Genomic DNA, 19,284 nt, shown 5'->3' with positions numbered 1-19,284 from the left:
CGCATCATGTTGCCAGAATATGCTCTTTGGCCTGTTCCATGGTCATTGGGTGCTGCATACGCTGTACCATATCCGCCGTCAAAGTATAGCGGCCGCATGAAGCCAGCGCTTGCAGATGCCCTTCCTGGCCATAAAGAGCGATAAAGTCTTTTTCTTGCAGCGAACCAAACAACCTGAACTCATCCCAGTCATCACTGCTGCCGAGATATTCATAGCGGGTGCCAAACTGTGTGGTCCAGAAAAAGGGAACCCGGTCAAACGAATGTTGCTGTCCCAGCATATTCAGCGCAGCAATTCGTCCCTGCTGCTGCGCGACGCGCCAGTGTTCGATATGCTGTTTTCCCTGCGAACCCGTCCAGGTGATGCAGTCGCCGACTCCCCAGATATCGGGCGCAACCTGTAAATACCGATCGGCTAACAGGCTGCCGTTATCCTCCAGTGGCAGATCATGAGTAAAATCACACGCCGGCGCGACGCCGGTTGCTAACAATACGGTATCTGCGTTAATGGTTTTTCCATTCGTCAGACGTACCGCCGTTACCCGATTATCGTCACCCTCCAGCGCCGCGATATCACCAGTAATAAAGCGCACACCGTTTTGTTCATGCAGATCGCGGAAATAACTGGCTATCTTATCGCCAAATATTTTCCTGAACGGTAGGGGATCGCGAGCAATCACCTGTACATCAATTTCCTGATTGCGCAGGGCAGAAGCTAACTCCATGCCGATAAAGCTATTACCAATAATGACCAGATGCTGAGAATCCTCAACCTCGCTGAGCAAGCCGCCAGCCTGTTCAATATTGCGTAAAATATGCACACCCGCCAGCTCAACGCCGGGAATTTCAGGTCGCACCGGCATACCGCCGCTGGCAATCAGCAGACGGTCGAACGGCAGGGATTTCCCGTCGCTAAACCACAGCGTTTTCTGTTTTGCATCCAGTCGTACGACACGGGTCGTACGACGCTCAACGTAGCGCTCGAAGTCAGCTTTCAGCAACCCTGGTACTTCATCCAGCCGCATTTTTCCGGCGGGAACAAACTTGGTTAACGCAGTACGATCATAAGGCGCCTGCGGCTCTTTATCGACAATGATCAGCTTACCGCCAAAACCTTCATGGCGTAGCGTCCAGGCCGCCGCGCTGCCCGCTGCGCCTGCGCCGAGTATAACCCAAACCGGCCAGTCACCGGGATCGGCCATCTGATTGCCCTTAGTAACAGCATCAATGTCCACTTCAACCTGTCCATGAGTAATGCGAACCTCATAACGCTTAAGATCGCTCAGCGCCAGCGGCTCCAGCAGCTGGCCACTATGGCTGTCGAACATTGCTTTATGCCAGGGGCAAATCAGCTTACCATCACACACTGCGCCTTCTTCAAGCGGCGCGCCTGCATGAGGGCACTTAGCCTGAAAAGCGCGGATATGCTCACCGTCACGCAGCAAAATAAAAGCCGTTTCGCCCAGTTGTTTCCTGACCGGTTTACCCTCCGACAGCGCGTTAAGCGCAATAACCTGTTTATAGCTCACGATATTGCTCCTCTTTATTCCCCGGCTTTACGCCAGATGCTTATGCTGACTATTAAGCCTGGCATTTATGGGGTTACTCGCAATCAGTGAGGTAAAAAAAGGCGATTAACCTGATGATTAATCGCCTGAGAGAACCCGGCTAGATGGCATCTATCCCTGTCATTGCACAACGGTAATCAGGCCTGTCAGGACGACAGGCCATGGAAAAATTAACTTTTCTTCAGACAACTGCTCATAAAGGTTTTACGGGCATCGCCTTTAAGCGCTTTTTTGCCCGCTTCGTTATTGCAGGTTTTCATTTTCATTTGCTGCGGCGTCATGCCAGCCATGTTGCTGTCTTTCTTCAGGCAGCCGCTCATAAAACTTTTACGGGCATCGCCTTTAAGTGATTGCTTCGACGCCATGGAATTACACTGGGTCATTTTTTCCTGCTGGGCGGATTTCTCCGCTGCTGCGGCGCTGCCTGCTGCCATCATCGCGCACAGAGCGGCCATTGCCAGTATTTGCATTTTCATCACATGTTTTCCTGTAATTGAGATAAAGCAATATTAATTGCAGGCTGGAATTGGCAATTTAGCAAGGTAATCAGATAAAAAATGCCGGCAGCCCGACATTCGTGGCGGCCGGCACAGCTGAAAGCCAGCGTGCGGAGCAATAATTTAAGCCGCCGCCGCCGCGCTTGTCATTGCGGTTAGCGCGGCCCCATAAAGAACCCGTGCGGACCACCATGGCCACCATGACCTCCGCCGCCCGGAGGCGGGAAAATACAGCCGCTTAACGCGCTGACCAACGCAACCAGAACTACCGCCTTTAATACACGACGCATATTGATGACCTTCAATGGAAAAGTTGCGCTGAGTGTAGGGAGGGCGGCAGACGGCTACAATGCAGAATACGCTGAGATCGTGCGCTATTAATGGCAGGTAACCATGCTTAACATTTCCCTGCTATAAAACTGGCGGCAAGCTGCAATACGGCGGTGAAGCAACATAATAGCGAGCGAAATTCCCTTTACTGTTTTGGGCGCTCGTTGCAATGTTAGCGCAACACATCAAAAGGATATGCCCATGGGTTTTCCCCCTACTCTAACGCTGCAACAGTGCCTCGCCCGTCGTGACTGGGAGAATCCTGGCGTATTGCATATTAATCGTCTTGCCAGCCATCCACCGTTCTCCAGCTGGCGCGATGAAACCCAGGCAAGGCAGGATACAGCCAGCGACCGCCGCCGTTCACTTAACGGCGAGTGGCGCTTTCTGTGGTACCCGCGCCCGGAAGTGGTGCCGGAAGGTTGGCAACACAGCGAATCAGAAGATAGCCAGCCGATTACGGTGCCAGGCAACTGGCAGCTGTCCGGCTATGACCAGCCGATTTACACCAACGTGCGCTATCCCTTCGCGGTTAACCCGCCGCGGGTGCCGGAGCTCAATCCAACCGGCTGCTACAGCAAGGCGTTTTCGCTACCAGAGGCGTGGCTGGCGTCAGGTCAGACGCGGGTTATTTTTGATGGAGTCAATGCTGCGTTTTATCTGTGGTGCAACGGCCAGTTTGTCGGTTACTCGCAGGACAGCCGCCTGCCTGCGGAGTTCGATCTTAGCGCGCATTTGCACGCCGGGAAAAATCGACTTGCAGTGATGGTATTACGCTGGTGCGATGGCAGCTACCTTGAGGACCAGGACATGTGGCGCATGAGCGGTATTTTCCGCGACGTTACGCTGCTGCATAAACCCCGGATACACCTGAGCGATATCCAGATTGAAACGCAGCTCAGCCCCGAATTAACCAGCGCTAATTTGCAGGTCGTTGCCTGCTGTTCCGCCGCGGTGCCAGCCGACTGGCGGATTCATGTCGCCCTGTGGCGTGACGATAAGCGCATTACCAGCCTGCAGCAACCATTGGGCAGCGCCATCATTGATGAACGCGGTCGCTATGACGACAGAACAACGCTTTCTGTAGCGGTAGAAAATCCCTTACTGTGGAGCGCTGAAACGCCCTGGCTTTACCGCGCGGTGGTCTCCCTGTGGGATGAACGACAGCAGCTGGTTGAAGCGGAGGCTTACGACGTTGGCTTTCGTCAGGTAACGATTGAAAATGGCCTGTTAAAACTCAACGGCCAGCCGCTGCTGATCCGCGGCGCTAACCGCCATGAGCATCATCCGCAGCACGGTCAGGTGATGGATGAAGCCACGATGGTGGCTGATATCCGACTGATGAAGCAGCATAACTTTAATGCCGTGCGCTGCTCTCACTATCCGAATCATCCTTTGTGGTACAAGCTGTGCGACCGCTACGGGCTGTATGTGGTGGATGAAGCCAATATTGAAACGCACGGTATGCAGCCAATGCGGCGTCTGGCCGACGATCCGCAATGGTTTGCCGCCTTCAGCGAGCGGGTAACGCGCATGGTGCAGCGCGATCGTAATCACGCCTGCATTATTATCTGGTCACTGGGTAACGAATCGGGGCACGGCACGACCCACGATGCACTTTACCGCTGGGTGAAAAGCAGCGATCCAACCCGGCCGGTACAGTATGAAGGCGGCGGTGCGGATAGCGCAGCAACCGATATTATCTGTCCGATGTATGCGCGGGTCGATCAGGATCAGCCATTTGCGGCGGTGCCGAAATGGGCGATAAAAAAGTGGATCGGTCTGCCGGGCGAAACCCGACCGCTGATTCTATGTGAGTATGCACACGCGATGGGCAACAGCCTTGGCGGATTCGATCGCTACTGGCAAGCGTTCCGGGCTTTTCCCCGCTTACAGGGCGGCTTTATCTGGGACTGGGTTGATCAAAGCCTGACCCGCGTTGATAGCAGCGGTAACCAATGGCAGGCCTATGGCGGCGACTTCGGCGATACGCCTAATGACCGCCAGTTTTGTATGAACGGCGTGGTATTTGCCGATCGCACGCCGCATCCGGCGCTGTTTGAAGCGCAGCGCGCCCAGCAGTTTTTCCAGTTTTCACTGGTCAACACCGCACCGCTGACTATCAGTATCACCAGTGAATATTTGTTCAGATGCAGCGACAACGAACGCCTGTGCTGGCGGATAGAACATAACGGCAATCCGGTCGCCAGCGGTGAAGTCGCGCTGGCGCTGGCAGCGCAGCAGACCGCAACCCTGACGCTGACAGAAGCGCCCGCGTTAAGCGATGAGCTGTGGCTGCACGTCAGTATTATCCAACCCGAAGCAACCACCTGGTCTGATGCCGGCTGCTGCGTGGCCTGGGACCAGTGGCGGCTGCCAGCCGCGCTGATGCTGCCGGAGAAGTCATCTGCCAGCATCGCTCCTACGCAGGAAAGTAATCACAATCTGTTGGCGATAGACGCTGGCAGCAATCGCTGGCACTTCTGCCGCCAGAGCGGCGACCTGCTGCAGTGGTTCCGGCACGATGAAGCGCTGTTGTTAACCCCGCTTCGCGACTGTTTTATTCGTGCGCCGATCGATAACGACATCGGCACCAGCGAAGCGGCGAACATCGATCCAAATGCCTGGGTAGAGCGCTGGAAGGCGGCGGGATATAACGCGCTCAGCAGCCAGCTGCTGGATTTTCACAGCGAGAGAACCAGCGGCGGGGTGATAATCAACAGCACCCAGGCCTGGCAGTCAGCGGGCAAAACGCGCTTTCTCAGCCGCAAGCGTTGGTTTATTGACGGCGAGGGAACCATTCAGCTGGAGGTTGACATAACCCAGTCCGGCGATCAGCCTCCGCCGGCGCGCCTGGGTATGCGCTGCCAGCTGCGTGAGGTGCCGGAGTCAGTCAGCTGGCTGGGCGCCGGACCGGAAGAAAACTATCCCGACCGTAAGCTGGCCGCGCGTTTTTCGCGCTGGCAGCGTCCGCTGAGCGCCATGTATACGCCTTATGTTTTCCCCAGCGAAAATGGCCTGCGCTGCGACGTGCAACAGCTCAGTTTTGGCCCCTGGCAGGTCGAGGGCAACTTTCATTTTTCCCTCAGCCGTTTCAGCCTTGAGCAGCTGCGCGAAACCAGCCATCGCCACTTGTTGAGTGAAGAACCGGGCTGCTGGCTGCATCTCGATGGTTATCATATGGGAATTGGCGGCGATGATTCATGGAGCCCGTCGGTTCATGACGACTACCTGCTTAGTGCTCCGCGCTATCATTACCGCTTTACCATCAGGCGGCTTCAGGACTAGATGGGCTGGCGCTGACGTTTACGGCGGCGCCAGCTAACCGTCAGCTGAATAAGGTTGATCAGCACCACCAGCGCCGTGGCGAGAAAGACCCAGCGAAAGCCGCCTACGGCAGAGACGGCCGAGCCGATAAGCGGTCCGGCGACGTTCCCCAGATACATAAACGACTGGTTGTAGCCAAATATGCGCCCGGTGACCTGATCGCTGGAAAAGCGCAGTAGCAACGCCTGCACGGCGGGCATCATTGCCCCATCAGCAAAGCCGAGGAGAAAACGCAAAATACCCAGTTGCCAGGCATTGCTTACCTGCGACATCGCCACGAACAGCACCGTCGTCAACGCCATGGCGGCAATCAGGATGCGCTGGGCGCCAATTCTGTCACCGATTTTGCCCAGCCCGGAGGCGGAAAGCAGCGCCGCTACGCCGGGAATGGCGGCGATCATGCCGCTGACAAAAGCGATGTTTTCTACCTCAGGTTCCAGCTGACGCACAAATAGCGTCAGGATTGGGCTGACAGAGCCGTTACATAGCTGAATAACCAGGGTGCTGAAAAATAAGCTGAACATCAGCACCGGATTGCTTAATGAACGAAATACCGCGCTGCCGCTGAGCTTTTCGCCTTTTTTAACCGGATGAAAATTGCTCTCTTTTATCAGAAAAAGCGTGACCAGAAAGGTAATCAGCAGCAGCCCCGCCGTCAGCAGGAAAACCGCTCGCAGCCCTACCCAGTCGGCCAGTAAACCGCCCATCAGCGGCCCCATTATCACGCCGCATATCTGGCCGGTTGATACGGTGCTTAGCGCCCAGTTACTGCGCTCGCGCGGCACCTGGGCGGCAACCAGCGCCATGGCGTTAGGAATATAACCGGAGGTCAGTCCCATCAAAGCGCGCAGCGCAAACAGCTGCCAGACGTGGGTTACAAATGCCTGCAGAAAAATGACCAATCCCATACCCAGCGCCGCGCGCAGCAGCATCAGCTTGCGTCCTTTACTGTCGGCCATGCTTCCCCACAGCGGCGACACAATCGCTGAAATAATAAAAGTTACGCTAAAAATTAATCCTGACCACAGAGGCAGCGACTGCGGGTCGGTTACGCCCAGCTGTTCAACATAGAGGGGCAAAAAGGGGATTATCTGACTGATCGCCAGACCGGTGAAGAAACAGCCAAACCAGATGGAAATAAGGTTAACTTTCCAGGATTCCATAATGGGCGCGGGAAATCAGCTTCAGAACAAATCAATAGGAACCTGAAGTGTACAATGATTAGCGACCGCATTATTTGCAAAAAAAGTTCCCAGCTAAACTTCAGTTTTTTATGCTGGCTATTTACTTTAAACCAAACAAAGGACCAGTAAAAACCGCGAATACCCTATTGCAGCACTTCATGGTCTGTCACGAGGTCAACATTTCAGCTCAACAGCTCGGCCGCCAGCTTTGCGACCAGCGTATTGGTTAGCAGGACCGGTATTCCCAGCAGTTTTTGCAGGAAATCACGGTGCTGCTGATGATAACCAAGGCAGTCGAGCACCACCACATCCGCCCCCTGCTCTTGCAGCAATAGCGCCGCATCCGCCAGCACGCCTTCGTCGTCTTGCCAGGGATTAGCCACCGCAAAACAGGGGCGCTTATTCAATCTGCGCCATTTACTCTGCTGATGTTCCAGACGCAGTTCATCAGATATAACGATGCCAACCTGATGCCCGTCAACGATGGCTTTTACCAGCGGCGGAAGAACGCGGTCGGGTTCCAGCACAATCGCCTGCCGGGTAACCAGCTTAAGCGGATAGCTATGGCAAAGTAGCAGGATCGTTTCTGCGCCCTCATCTTCCAGCGTGGTGATTTTTTCCTGCAATAAGTGGGTGATCTTTTTAGCGGAAAGCACCGCCAGTCGACTGACGTTTACCCGTACGCAAATCACCGGTTCACTCTCAGCGGCGGCATAACGCTGTTCGATTGCACTTTCACTCAGGCCGTCCAGCAGGCTGACATGGCGGATTGAAATCTCAGGCAGGTACTCCAGCAGCAGCGGATGAATATCACTGGCTGGCTCCGCGCCCAGACCAAGCGTTATCAGTTGTTGTGTCATGACAATATCCGCTGTTTCATCATGCAGACCAGCACGGGCGCTGACGTTAAAGGGTAATGATCAAGCGTAGCACGTCCTGCTATGCCGGCAGCGCTACAGACCGCCCAGCGGTGGAGCAACAAGGGGGGATGAAAAGCGTTTCAGTGGGTTAGTGGATAATTGTGATGAAAAAAATTTTATTACTGGCATCCCTGCCATACGAAATCAGATTTTATCGGCGTCTTCGTAGCGATCTTTGGCGTCCTGCGCTTCCCGCTCTGTTTCATGTTCGCTGATCAAGGAATCCGGTTTCGGATGATCCGCTCGCAGCTCATACCAGGTTACCGTTTTACCCGGCGGCCCCTTCTCAACGGGTACTATGCGCGCTTCACGGGGGTAAGGGGGTCTGCCCGGCATATGTCTCTCCTCTCGATTAGTTTCATCTGCTTGCTTCACAAAAGTGTCAACACTTCGGTGGCGCAGAGAATAAGTATAGACAATGAGAGAACGTTGAATCCCTGAGCGGAATTTTCCTGGCGCAGCAACGCTGCCGAGTCAGACCGCCCGCGCCGGTGACAGCGCATCCAGAATTTGCTGTACCACCTTTTCCGGTGGATGACTGGCATCAATCACATGATGCGCCGTTTGCTGGTACAACGCGTCGCGCTCGGTCAGAACCTGCTCAATCTCTTCAGCGATGGGACGCCCGGTCAGCGTCGGACGCTGCGCATCATGCGGGAAGGCCTGCAACCGCGCGGCCAGCGTTCCCGCCCCCGCATTAAGATACACCACCGTTCCTGACTGGCGCATAAAATGGCGATTGCGCTCTGCCAGCACCATGCCGCCGCCAGTGGCGACCACCGTCGAGGGGGCGCTCACCGCTATCAGCGATTCACTCTCCCGCAGACGAAACCCCTGCCATCCCTCAGCCGCAACGGTTTCCGCAACGCTGCGCTGCGTGACGTGTTGCAGATGATGGTCGGTATCGACAAAAGCATACCCCAGCGCCGTTGCCAGAGCCTGCCCTACCGTTGTCTTGCCGCAGCCGCGGGCGCCGATAAGATAAATGGGTGAGGTCATGATCGTGACTTCCTGTATTTCAAAACGATGATGCTGTTACAGCCGCCATAAGAGCGTCGCATGATACCGATATTTCTTACGCATCACCACCAGTAACGATAGTTTTACAATCTGTCGCCAGAGCTTAAAAAAACATGTTTAAAAACAGTCATCAATACGCGTTCAATTAACTTTACAACGGCGATATTAATGGTGAAACGGCAGTGCAACATTTGCTTACGCGCCGACAATTTACTTTCTTCACGCCATACTGAAAATAGGATGCTTAATGCCTGACCCGGAGGTTTATATGCAGAGCAACGAACAGCAGTTGATCGAGAGCCTTTTTACCCGTATTAAGCAAGCGGCGGCACAGTCCAGCCCGCGCGATGCAGCGGCAGAGCAGCTGATTGAACAGCATGCTCAGCAGGTTCCGGCAGCGCCTTACTATATGGCGCAGGCGCTTATTATTCAGGAAGCGGCAATGAAGCAGCTCAATGGACGCGTTGCCGAGCTGGAAGCGCAGCTTGCCCAGGCTCAACAGGCTCAGGCCCGACCGCAGCAAAGCGGCGGCTTTTTGTCTGGCCTGTTTGGCGCCGGCAATCGCCAGAATGCGTCCTCTGCGCCGCCGGCATGGGCCGCCCAACAGCAACAGCAATCAGCTTATAATCCGCCGCCGCAGCCTGCTCAGGCCGCCCCGCGTGGGACTGGCTTTTTGGGCGGTGCGCTGCAAACCGCCGCCGGCGTCGCCGGCGGGGTGGTGATGGCCGACATGCTGACCAGCATGTTCCATCATTCGCAGCCGCAGGAGATCGTGAATATCATTAATGAGCCACCGCTACCTCAGCAGGATTTTAACGCGGCTGATACCAGCTTTCTCGACCAGGGCCAGGGCGCAGACTGGCAGAACGCCAGCTATGATCCGGCTAACGCCAACGGATTTGCTAACGATAACGGATTCGCTAACGATAGCGGATTTGGCGATGACAACGGTTTCGATAACGACTATGGCAACGATTTCGATGATGACAGCTTTGTCTGACCGCCATCAGCTCATCTGGCCAGGCCTGAAACGACAAACCCCGGCGCTAATGGCCGGGGTTTTTATGGTGCGTTAAACCTGCTCAGCTTTTACACCGCAACCGGTGCTTTAATCGCCGGATGCGGATCGTAGCCTTCAATCTCAAAGTCATCAAAATGATAATCAAACAGCGACTGCGGCTTGCGCTTGATGCGCAGCGTTGGCAGTGACCGTGGCTCACGGCCCAGCTGCAAACGTGTTTGCTCAAGATGATTGCTGTAAAGGTGGGTATCGCCACCGGTCCAGACAAAATCCCCGACCTCAAGATCGCACTGCTGGGCAACCATATGCACCAGTAGCGCATAGCTGGCGATATTAAACGGCAAACCGAGGAAGATATCGCATGAACGCTGATAAAGCTGGCAGGAAAGCTTACCGTCAGCGACATAAAACTGGAAAAAAGCGTGGCAGGGCGCCAGCGCCATTTGATCCAGCTCACCAACGTTCCAGGCTGAAACGATGATGCGTCGCGAATCGGGATCCTGGCGCAGCTGCTCAATAACGTTGCTTAGCTGATCGATTTGCCGTCCGTCCGGCGCACCCCAGCTACGCCACTGTTTACCATAAACCGGGCCAAGGTCGCCGTTTTCATCGGCCCACTCGTCCCAGATGGAAACCTTATTGTCCTTCAGGTAGCCGATATTGGTGTCACCATTCAGAAACCACAGCAGCTCATGAATAATCGAACGCAAATGGCATTTCTTGGTGGTCACCAGCGGAAAACCATCGCGCAAATTAAAGCGCATCTGGTAACCGAATACCGACAGGGTGCCTGTACCGGTACGATCGTTTTTTGCCGTGCCCTGCTCCAGCACGTACTGCATTAATGCCTGATATTGCTTCATTTCTGTTCACCCAGCTGCGCGTCAGGATGACGACGATAAGCCCAGATAAAAATAATCAGGCCGGCAAAAATCATCGGCAAGGAGAGAATCTGTCCCATCGAGATATAGTTATCCAGGAACAGGCCCAGCTGCTGGTCCGGCTGACGGAAATACTCAACGATAAAGCGGAAGCAGCCGTAGCAGAACAGGAACAGACCGGAGACGCTGCCAACCGGGCGTGGCTTACGGATAAACAGATTAAGAATAATAAACAGCACCACGCCTTCCAGTGCCAGTTCGTAAAGCTGTGATGGGTGCCGCGGCAGCACGCCGTAGGTATCGCTGGCCATCAGCGCCCGATACTGCGCGTTATTGGCCGCCAGCACCAAATCCTCACTGCGTGAACCGGGAAACAGCATTGCCCACGGCAGCTTAGGATCGACGCGGCCCCAAAGTTCGCCGTTAATAAAGTTGCCCAGTCGTCCGGCGCCAAGGCCAAAGGGGATCAGCGGCGCAATAAAATCGGCCACCTGAAAAAAGGTACGCTTCGTGCGACGGGCGAACCACAGCATCACGCAAATAACGCCGATTAGCCCACCGTGGAACGACATGCCGCCGTCCCAGACTTTAAACAGGTAAAGCGGGTTTTCAAGGAATAACGGCAGATTATAAAACAGCACGTAGCCAATGCGGCCCCCCAGGAACACGCCCAGAAAACCCGCATACAGCAGATTTTCCACCTCTTCCTTTTTCCAGCCGCTCCCGGGTTTATTGGCGCGACGCACCGCCAGCCACATAGCAAAAACGAACCCCACCAGGTACATCAAGCCGTACCAGTGAAGCGAAACAGGCCCGATAGAAAAAATTACCGGATCAAATTTTGGGAAGGCCAGATAACCGTTATTCATCTTTCACCATTATCAACGTCAGCCCAATTCACGGGCTGCAACAGAGATTGCCCGACGCCAGGCGCCGGGTTAAATAAGCTGCCAGATAATACCACAGGCGTTACGCTGTAATTGTAAACTTTGTAACCTGTCGTAGCAGCATCAACGCCCGCCGCGCACCAGCCCGCCCAGCCCTTTGCTCTCCATAAAAGACGAAACGAGCTGGCGGACTTCCGAGGTTAGCTGCGCCTGTAGCCCACGCTCAGCAAGGTTTTGCGCTTCCAGCGCATCAATGTGGCGCAGCAGGTATTTCACGCGCGGAACGTTGCGGCCGTTCATGCTCAGATGGTAGTACCCCATGCCTATCAGCAACACGACGCTCATCGGGTCGCCGGCCATCTCGCCGCACAGGCAAAGTTCAATGTCAGCACGCTTCGCTTCGATAGCGATCATTTGCAGGGCGCGCAGCAAAGAGGGATGCAGGCTGTCATACAGGTTAGCTACCCGCGTGTTATTACGATCGACCGCCAGCAGATACTGCGTAAGATCGTTGGTGCCGACGGAGACAAAATCGACGCGCTGGCGCAGGTGCTGCAGCATGAAAAGCATTGAGGGCACTTCAATCATCACACCAATACGCGGCCGCGGGATGGCGTAGCCGAGCATTTCTTCTACTTCCTGCCCCGCCCTGTCAATCAGGCGGCGAGCTTCGTCGATCTCATCAATGCTGGTAATCATCGGCAGCAGAATACTGAGATTATTGCTGGCGACGTTAGCATGCAGCATGGCACGCACCTGAATAAGAAAGATCTCCGGCTGGTCAAGCGTCAGACGGATACCACGCCAGCCGAGGCAGGGATTCTCTTCGCTGATCGGCATATAGGGCAGCTGTTTGTCGGCACCGATATCAAGGGTGCGCAGCGTAACTGGCTTATCCAGAAAAAGCTGCAACATACCCTGATACTGCGCCACCTGCTCCTCTTCAGAGGGAAAGCCGCTTTGCAGCATAAACGGTATTTCAGTGCGATACAGGCCAATGCCATCGACCCAGTTGCCGATCGATTTTTCATGTTCCGCGCTGAGGCCGGCATTCAGCATTACCTTCACCGGCTCACCGCTTTTCAACTTACCGGGTAGCTCAACTACCCCTTCAGCCATTTTGCTCAGCTCGTTTTCCTGGCTGATTAAACGCTGATATTCCTGAACCAGCACGGATTCAGGATCGATAAGTACCTCGCCGCGATAGCCATCGACGATCAGCAGACGCCCTTTCAGCTGCGGCGGCTGAATATCCGCGCCCATCACCGTCGGGATCCCCATCGCCCGCACCAGAATCGCCGCGTGGGAGTTAGATGCGCCGTCGCGAACCACCACCCCCGCCAGGCGCTCGTGAGGCACCTCTGCCAGGGTAGTGGCCGTTAGCTCGTCGGCCACCAGAATAAATTTTTCCGGCCATGCGTAGGCCCCCTGCATTGAATCATCGAGATGAAAAAGCAGACGCTGCCCCAGCACCCTCAGGTCGCCAGCACGCTCACGCAAATAGCTATCCTGCAGGCTGGCAAACTGGGCGGCGAACTTTTCGATAACCTTTTTCACTGCCCATTCGGCCACCGATCCCTGATCGACCGCGCTGAACAGATCTTTTTTAAGCCGGGCATCGCTCAACAGGTGGGAGTAAAGATCGAAAATGGCGGCGCTTTCCTGCTGCACGCTGGCGCTGAATCTTTTACTGAAGCGCCTGAATTCACTTGCAGCCTCGGCGATCGCCAGCGAAAGCCGCTCGCGCTCGCGCTGCACGTCGAGGGTGGACGCCGCTGAAACGCTCTCCAGCGAAGGCTGAATGCTATCGACCCAGCCCTCAGCAACCGCCACGCCCGGGGCGGCTGCCAGCGCTTTAATTCGCGTCTGCCGGTACTGCCCAAACAGCGCGGCCAGCTGGGACTGCGACAGGATAGCGGCCATCTGCGTCGCCAGCGTGACCAGAAATGACTCTTCGCTTTCATCGAACTGGCGATGCTCACGCTGCTGCACCACCAGCACGCCCATCAGCTGACGACGGCTAATGATCGGCACGCCGAGAAACGAACGGAACTGCTCTTCTTTTACTGAAGGGATATATTTAAAGCTGGGGTGTTTTTGCGCGTCCGCCAGGTTTATCGGCTCCGCAAGACGCCCAACCAGACCGACGACGCCTTCATCAAACGCGAGAGCAACGGTGCGACCCTTGGGCTTTTTAAGCCCCCGGGTCGCCATCAGGTAATAGCAGCGACGTTCGTGATCCGCCAGGTAGACGGAACAAACCTCAGTGTCCATAGCCAGGCAGATTTCATTAACTAAAATCTCCAGCGCCTCATTCAAGCGCGACACGGCTGCCACTTTTTCAACGATTTCGCGCAACTGAGTGAGCATAATTTGCGTGGCTTATCCTCTCTTGCGTCGATTAACGGGCTGTCTCGGTGGCGGCGTCTCCTGTAAAGGCATAACGGCACTGGCAAACTCTTTCATCACCCGACGATAAACATCGCGCTTAAATGAGACAACCTGGCGAACCGGATACCAGAAGCTGACCCAGCGCCAGCCATCGAACTCCGGCGTACTACTGGTCTGCATATTGATATCTGCGTCATTGCACATCAACTGAAGAAGAAACCACTTTTGCTTTTGGCCGATACATACCGGCTTTGTATCCCAACGCACCAAACGTTTTGGCAGCTTGTATCGTAACCAGTTACGGGTTGACGCCAGCACCCGCACATCCTTGCGGTGCAAACCCACTTCCTCAAACAGCTCCCGGTACATCGCCTGCTCAGCGCTTTCACCAGGGTTGATACCTCCCTGAGGAAATTGCCAGGAGTGCTGACCAAAGCGTCTGGCCCATAACACTTGTCCCTGTCGATTACAGATAACAATACCAACATTCGGGCGGTAGCCATCATCATCGATCACTGGACTACCTCAAACTAATATCTGGATACGCTGATTGTTTCACACTCCTAAGGGGCGGTAAACCACTGCTTACAGCGGTGTGATACAGCTAACTTTTGGATAACTCGTAATTAAAAACCAAGTTATAAACAATATGCCGATCGTAAAAGCGCGGTTATGCACTTTTTCTGTGTATATCTTTGTGAAGAACTGACTTAACACATGGGGAAAACTTTCTTTTACTCTGGAAGATACCGCACAAAACATAAACACAACCACCTGAATAATAAATAAATAATTACAATATCAACGGTATTATCGTTTTGTAAACGCGGCGGGATCTTTGCGCCGTTTCCGAGCTGGTGAAAGATCGAACGCCGGTTTTTTTATCCACAGCGCCGGGTAAATAAACGCACAAACTCTGGCTAAATTCAGTAAAAAAAGTCGCCGTCAACCCTGTAAATTGAACCAGTGTTGCTTACATCTGTGGGTTATCCCATTTTTCTGTGGATAACCTGGTGTAAGATCCTGTTCATTGTCGGTGACTATCGGCACTAAGCGTCAGGAAAGAATGAAATCTGTCGCCCGAAGACGATAAAAAAACGCTATTTTTCATGCTATTATTTATTTATCACCTGCGATTTTCTTTACGGCCCATTTTTACTGAGTCAATCGCCTGTTTTTTAACCTGTCATAGGGCATTACATGGCTGCCGATATTACCCTGTTCCCCGCACCGGAAAATGAACAAGTACTTCTGGCAAGAGCACAGGCGCTGGCGGGTTTCAGCATGGGAGAACTGGCGGCCCGGGCCGGCATCGCTATTCCGCGCGATCTACGGCGCGATAAAGGCTGGGTAGGTATGCTGCTTGAGCTATGGCTGGGAGCCAGCGCCGGAAGTAAAGCGGAGCGCGACTTCGCCCATATCGGCGTTGAGCTAAAAACCATCCCCGTCGACGGCCAGGGACGTCCGCTGGAAACCACCTTCGTGTGCGTAGCACCGCTTACCGGCAATACCGGCGTCGTCTGGCAAACCAGCCACGTTCGCCATAAGCTGACGCGGGTGCTGTGGGTACCGGTAGAAGGCGATCGCTCTATCGCCCTCGCGCAAAGGCGCATCGGTTCCCCCCTGCTGTGGAGCCCGAATCAGGAAGAAGAATCGCTGTTGCAAAGAGACTGGGAAGAGCTGATGGATCTTATCGTATTAGGGCAGGTCGAACGTATAACAGCGCGCCATGGGGAAGTACTACAGCTGCGCCCGAAAGCCGCCAATAGCAAAGCGCTGACCGAGGCCATCGGCGAACACGGACAGCCGATTATGACGCTGCCACGCGGCTTCTATCTGAAAAAAACCTTCACCGCGCCGCTGTTAGCCCGCCATTTTTTATTATAAACATCTGCTGCAATGCTGCGTATAATCTTCGTTTAACTTTCGTTTAGGAATCCGTAGCGCACATGTTTGACTGGATTGCTGATCCCAACGCCTGGCTGGCATTAGGCACCCTGACTATTCTGGAAATTGTTCTTGGGATCGATAACATCATTTTCCTCTCACTGGTGGTAGCAAAGCTGCCGAAAAAGCAGCAAAACCGCGCCCGCCGCTTCGGCCTGCTGGCCGCGATGCTGATGCGTCTGGGGCTGCTGGCCTCAATCGCCTGGGTGGTTCAGCTAACCAATCCCCTGTTTAGCCTGCTGCAGCACACGTTTTCTGCCCGCGACCTGATTTTGCTGTTCGGTGGCCTTTTTCTTCTGTGGAAATCCAGTGCGGAAATTCATGAAACTATTGAGGGCCACGGTGCAGGCGAACAGAAAACCAATGTGCATTCTTTTGCCGGCGCTATTGTGCAGATAATGATGCTGGATATCATTTTTAGTCTTGATTCGGTTATCACCGCAGTGGGCTTATCGGACCATCTGATCATTATGATGGCGGCGGTAGTGATTGCGGTGCTGATGATGATGTTTGCTGCCAGAACCATCGGCGAGTTTGTCGATGCCCATCCATCGGTGAAAATGCTGGCGCTGGCGTTTCTGATCCTTGTTGGCTTTACGCTAATTCTGGAGAGTTTTTCCATTCACGTGCCAAAAGGCTATATCTATTTCGCCATGTTTTTCTCAATGGCGGTAGAAAGTCTGAACCTGTTGCGTAACAAAAAAGAATCTTCGTGAGCGAAAATGTCAATATCAGGGGGGAAATCACGGCAATTTTCGGACTGGTACCATTAATACGCAGAACTGAATCGGTGATACTACACTTGTTTTGATAAAACGTGCGCCAAGTGGGGAGAGAATTACATGAAGTGGATCGTCACCAGCTTAATAGCGACCTGCGCGCTATTACTTAGTGCCTGTAGCAGCAATTATGTTATGACGACCAAAGACGGACAGATGATCATGACCAGCGGTAAGCCGGTGATTGATAAGGAAACCGGTCTGGTAAGCTACGTTGATGAAAGCGGTCATGAAAAGCAAATCAACGGCGATGAAGTCTCCTCAATGATAGAGCGCTAACCGGCGACACAGACTCACAAGGCGGGCAGCTCAACGGGCTGCCCGCTAACTTTCCGTTAATTCCCCTCTTCACCGATAAGCGACCTGAAGCTATAGTCAAATGCCGGACAGCGCTTGTCCTCATCGTCTGAGAAGAAAAAGGAAGCCGGCAATGCAATATCACCGTATCCCCCATAGTACCCTCGAAATCAGTACATTGGGTCTGGGCACTATGACGTTTGGTGAGCAAAACAGTGAAGCCGACGCCCATGCACAGTTAGACTACGCCGTACAACGCGGCATCAACCTGATTGACACCGCAGAAATGTATCCGGTGCCGCCACGGCCGGAGACCCAGGGACGAACAGAGCAATATATCGGCAGCTGGCTGAAAGCGCGCGGTAACCGCGAAAAGCTGATTATTGCCTCTAAGGTCGCCGGTCCGTCACGCGGTAACGACGCGTCTATTCGCCCTGACCAGGCGCTGGATCGTAAAAATATCCGCGAAGCGCTGGATGCCAGCCTCAAACGGCTGAACACCGACTACATCGATCTTTATCAGCTGCACTGGCCGCAGCGCCAGACCAACTATTTCGGCAAGCTGAACTACCAGTACAACGATAACAGCGTGCCGGTCACGCTGCTGGAAAGCCTGGAAGCACTGAACGAACAGGTTCGCGCCGGTAAAATTCGCTATATCGGCGTCTCAAATGAAACGCCCTGGGGCGTAATGCGCTATTTGCAGCTGGCGGAAAAGCATGAGCTACCGCGTATTATGACTATTCAGAACCCCTACAGCCTGCTGAATCGCAGCTTCGAAGTCGGCCTGGCCGAGATTAGCCAGCACGAAGGCGTTGAGCTGCTGGCCTATTCAAGCCTGGCGTTTGGCGTGCTGAGCGGTAAATACCTCAATGGCGCTCAGCCTGCTAAGGCTCGTAATACGTTATTCAGCCGTTTTACGCGCTACAGTGGCGAACAGGCGCAGCAGGCTACCGCCGAGTACGTCGCGCTGGCGCGTAAACATAATCTCGATCCTTCGCAGATGGCGCTGGCATTCGTGCGCCAGCAGCCGTTTGTTTGCAGCACCCTGCTGGGTGCCACTACGCTTGAACAACTGAAGATGAATATCGACAGTTTTGATCTGACGCTGAATGAGGAACAGCTCGAACAGCTGGAGGCTATACATCGCCGCTACACCTTCCCGGCGCCGTAATCAGGCCTTGCCCGGAATCAGGTAATAAAAAATGCTTGCCAGAGATTAAGCTGGCAAGCATGGCAGGTCAGTAATAGTAATCGTCCGATACAGAGAAGTTATGCGCAGTTACTGTGACCTGTTAAGCCGGAAATATTCCGCTCAAACCTTAAACTTAGAAGCTAAGTTTGCTGGCCCAGCCACGAACCATTCTCACGCAGTTTTTAACCTTGTCTAAGGTGTTATCATCATAATCTTTCATATCGCCATAATCGCACAACGTTTTGCCATTAATCGGATTTTTTAAAAAGTCCTCTGCCTCTGACGCTATGCTTTCATTTTTTTGCATTGCTAAACATCTCAGATTTGTTGTTATCCGACGCATTTGCTGCATATTTACTTTGTTATCATCGATGACTTTGTCACAGGCATCAGTTAAATTTTCCGTTGTATCTCTTAGATTCTCCGGGTTATTAATAGCATCGCGAAGCGGAATGGTTTCAGAACCACCACATTTCCTTGCAAAATGAGTGTGTCCGGAGATTTCAGTCCGTTGACGTTTCAGCTCAGCGGCCAAATCGCTAAAGGACTGACTGCCCTTTATTGAACAGTAACTTGTCGCTGTGCTATTAGTCGTACTTTCAGCCAGTTGCCGATCGCTGGAATAAACACCATCACGCTTTGATAAAGGTAGCGTCTTTTTCAACTCCGTAAGCGAATTATGATATTTTGTCGCTTTGGCTATGTTGTATGACGCGTTAGCATTGACCACTTTACGTAGCTTATTTAACAGTAACGTTTCAGCAAAGGCGTAATTTTTAGGGCTTTTTTTTGCCATTGAGACAGCAGCTTCTGTACTATGAAAAACTCTACTTCTAATAAAATCGCTCACTTTCATCGTAATAAATTCCTTTATAGCCATAATACATTATCTGTACATTGCAAAATGAAAATTCAATTTTGACGTATTAGCGTCGAAAGTAGAAAATTGACCGTTTACTAAAAAATCGCTATTTAAGCATGGGCTCAATTAATATATTCCCCGCTTGCAGCGCCCAAAAAATGAAGTGCAAAGAAATGAAA

At 53.4% G+C, this 19,284-nt stretch carries 17 protein-coding genes; 6 read left to right on the top strand and 11 right to left on the bottom strand.

Translation table 11 applies throughout. The features are described from left to right. Positions 1–4: 4 nt before the first annotated feature. A complete protein-coding gene (locus BTJ39_RS13000) occupies positions 5–1,528 on the bottom strand; it encodes an FAD-dependent oxidoreductase (RefSeq protein ID WP_078003131.1) in 1,524 nt (507 codons plus the stop codon). Between the two features lie 209 nt (positions 1,529–1,737). After that, entirely contained in the window at positions 1,738–2,043 is a 306-nt protein-coding gene (locus tag BTJ39_RS12995; protein WP_078003130.1) for a PsiF family protein, read from the bottom strand. A gap of 552 nt (positions 2,044–2,595) precedes the next feature. Here BTJ39_RS12995 and BTJ39_RS12990 point away from each other — a divergent pair. Next, entirely contained in the window at positions 2,596–5,682 is a 3,087-nt protein-coding gene (locus BTJ39_RS12990) for a beta-galactosidase (protein ID WP_078003129.1), read from the top strand. Here the strand turns inward: BTJ39_RS12990 and BTJ39_RS12985 are convergent. The 4 genes from BTJ39_RS12985 to aroL all read right to left on the bottom strand — a co-directional run bounded on the left by BTJ39_RS12985 (position 5,679) and on the right by aroL (position 8,824). After that, positions 5,679–6,884, bottom strand: coding sequence for a multidrug efflux MFS transporter (locus BTJ39_RS12985; protein WP_078003128.1), 1,206 nt, complete (start codon positions 6,882–6,884; stop codon positions 5,679–5,681). The two genes, BTJ39_RS12990 and BTJ39_RS12985, sit on opposite strands and share 4 nt — an antisense overlap. Positions 6,885–7,087: 203 nt before the next feature. After that, positions 7,088–7,765, bottom strand: a complete 678-nt coding sequence (locus BTJ39_RS12980; protein WP_078003127.1) for an AroM family protein — start codon at positions 7,763–7,765, stop codon at positions 7,088–7,090. Between the two features lie 204 nt (positions 7,766–7,969). Further along, entirely contained in the window at positions 7,970–8,161 is a 192-nt protein-coding gene (locus BTJ39_RS12975) for a YaiA family protein (protein WP_078003126.1), read from the bottom strand. A gap of 138 nt (positions 8,162–8,299) precedes the next feature. Next, entirely contained in the window at positions 8,300–8,824 is a 525-nt protein-coding gene (gene aroL / locus BTJ39_RS12970) for a shikimate kinase AroL (RefSeq protein WP_078003125.1), read from the bottom strand. 289 nt (positions 8,825–9,113) lie between these two features. Between aroL and BTJ39_RS12965 the strand changes: the two genes are divergently transcribed. Continuing rightward, the gene (locus BTJ39_RS12965; RefSeq protein WP_078003124.1) at positions 9,114–9,845 is read left to right on the top strand and encodes a DUF2076 domain-containing protein; all 732 of its coding nucleotides are present in this window, start codon (positions 9,114–9,116) and stop codon (positions 9,843–9,845) included. Positions 9,846–9,934: 89 nt separating this feature from the next. Here BTJ39_RS12965 and thyA read toward each other — a convergent pair whose 3' ends face one another. The 4 genes from thyA to rppH all read right to left on the bottom strand — a co-directional run bounded on the left by thyA (position 9,935) and on the right by rppH (position 14,541). Next, positions 9,935–10,729 (bottom strand): thymidylate synthase, encoded by a 795-nt coding sequence (gene thyA, locus BTJ39_RS12960; protein ID WP_078003123.1) that lies wholly within the window; start codon positions 10,727–10,729, stop codon positions 9,935–9,937. Continuing rightward, complete coding sequence (gene lgt, locus BTJ39_RS12955; RefSeq protein WP_078003122.1) at positions 10,726–11,616, bottom strand: prolipoprotein diacylglyceryl transferase; 891 nt, start codon at positions 11,614–11,616, stop codon at positions 10,726–10,728. Before lgt ends, thyA begins: the two co-directional genes overlap by 4 nt. A 141-nt stretch (positions 11,617–11,757) precedes the next feature. After that, the gene (ptsP, locus tag BTJ39_RS12950) at positions 11,758–14,004 is read right to left on the bottom strand and encodes a phosphoenolpyruvate--protein phosphotransferase (RefSeq protein WP_078003121.1); all 2,247 of its coding nucleotides are present in this window, start codon (positions 14,002–14,004) and stop codon (positions 11,758–11,760) included. A gap of 12 nt (positions 14,005–14,016) precedes the next feature. Beyond that, positions 14,017–14,541: an RNA pyrophosphohydrolase gene (gene rppH, locus BTJ39_RS12945; protein WP_078003120.1), complete on the bottom strand. Its 525-nt coding sequence runs from the start codon at positions 14,539–14,541 to the stop codon at positions 14,017–14,019. 684 nt (positions 14,542–15,225) lie between these two features. Between rppH and mutH the strand changes: the two genes are divergently transcribed. The 4 genes from mutH to BTJ39_RS12925 all read left to right on the top strand — a co-directional run bounded on the left by mutH (position 15,226) and on the right by BTJ39_RS12925 (position 18,222). Then, on the top strand, positions 15,226–15,912 hold the full coding sequence (gene mutH, locus BTJ39_RS12940; RefSeq protein ID WP_078003119.1) for a DNA mismatch repair endonuclease MutH: 687 nt from the start codon (positions 15,226–15,228) through the stop codon (positions 15,910–15,912). Positions 15,913–15,974: 62 nt separating this feature from the next. Then, entirely contained in the window at positions 15,975–16,688 is a 714-nt protein-coding gene (locus BTJ39_RS12935; RefSeq protein ID WP_078003118.1) for a TerC family protein, read from the top strand. Between the two features lie 126 nt (positions 16,689–16,814). After that, the gene (locus BTJ39_RS12930) at positions 16,815–17,030 is read left to right on the top strand and encodes a YgdI/YgdR family lipoprotein (protein WP_078003117.1); all 216 of its coding nucleotides are present in this window, start codon (positions 16,815–16,817) and stop codon (positions 17,028–17,030) included. Between the two features lie 151 nt (positions 17,031–17,181). Beyond that, positions 17,182–18,222 (top strand): NADP(H)-dependent aldo-keto reductase, encoded by a 1,041-nt coding sequence (locus tag BTJ39_RS12925; protein ID WP_078003116.1) that lies wholly within the window; start codon positions 17,182–17,184, stop codon positions 18,220–18,222. 154 nt (positions 18,223–18,376) lie between these two features. On the opposite strand, the gene BTJ39_RS12920 is transcribed toward BTJ39_RS12925, so the two are convergent. Beyond that, positions 18,377–19,099 (bottom strand): hypothetical protein, encoded by a 723-nt coding sequence (locus tag BTJ39_RS12920; RefSeq protein WP_139356349.1) that lies wholly within the window; start codon positions 19,097–19,099, stop codon positions 18,377–18,379. Between the last annotated feature and the right edge of the window lie 185 nt (positions 19,100–19,284).

This window comes from Izhakiella australiensis, from assembly GCF_002006995.1.
Lineage (GTDB): Bacteria > Pseudomonadota > Gammaproteobacteria > Enterobacterales > Enterobacteriaceae > Izhakiella > Izhakiella australiensis.
The sequence above is the reverse complement of the archived record's forward strand: the minus strand, read 5'-3'. Positions and strand labels throughout refer to the sequence as shown.

Coding starts and splice junctions, on each gene's coding strand:
- BTJ39_RS12995 (WP_078003130.1), bottom strand. CDS start 2,043: ATGAAAATGCAAATACTGGCAATGGCCGCTCTGTGCGCGATGATGGCA.
- BTJ39_RS12920 (WP_139356349.1), bottom strand. CDS start 19,099: ATGAAAGTGAGCGATTTTATTAGAAGTAGAGTTTTTCATAGTACAGAA.
- BTJ39_RS12980 (WP_078003127.1), bottom strand. CDS start 7,765: ATGACACAACAACTGATAACGCTTGGTCTGGGCGCGGAGCCAGCCAGT.
- aroL (WP_078003125.1), bottom strand. CDS start 8,824: ATGACCTCACCCATTTATCTTATCGGCGCCCGCGGCTGCGGCAAGACA.
- thyA (WP_078003123.1), bottom strand. CDS start 10,729: ATGAAGCAATATCAGGCATTAATGCAGTACGTGCTGGAGCAGGGCACG.
- BTJ39_RS12985 (WP_078003128.1), bottom strand. CDS start 6,884: ATGGAATCCTGGAAAGTTAACCTTATTTCCATCTGGTTTGGCTGTTTC.
- mutH (WP_078003119.1), top strand. CDS start 15,226: ATGGCTGCCGATATTACCCTGTTCCCCGCACCGGAAAATGAACAAGTA.
- ptsP (WP_078003121.1), bottom strand. CDS start 14,004: ATGCTCACTCAGTTGCGCGAAATCGTTGAAAAAGTGGCAGCCGTGTCG.
- BTJ39_RS12935 (WP_078003118.1), top strand. CDS start 15,975: ATGTTTGACTGGATTGCTGATCCCAACGCCTGGCTGGCATTAGGCACC.
- BTJ39_RS12925 (WP_078003116.1), top strand. CDS start 17,182: ATGCAATATCACCGTATCCCCCATAGTACCCTCGAAATCAGTACATTG.
- BTJ39_RS12965 (WP_078003124.1), top strand. CDS start 9,114: ATGCAGAGCAACGAACAGCAGTTGATCGAGAGCCTTTTTACCCGTATT.
- BTJ39_RS12975 (WP_078003126.1), bottom strand. CDS start 8,161: ATGCCGGGCAGACCCCCTTACCCCCGTGAAGCGCGCATAGTACCCGTT.
- lgt (WP_078003122.1), bottom strand. CDS start 11,616: ATGAATAACGGTTATCTGGCCTTCCCAAAATTTGATCCGGTAATTTTT.
- BTJ39_RS12990 (WP_078003129.1), top strand. CDS start 2,596: ATGGGTTTTCCCCCTACTCTAACGCTGCAACAGTGCCTCGCCCGTCGT.
- BTJ39_RS12930 (WP_078003117.1), top strand. CDS start 16,815: ATGAAGTGGATCGTCACCAGCTTAATAGCGACCTGCGCGCTATTACTT.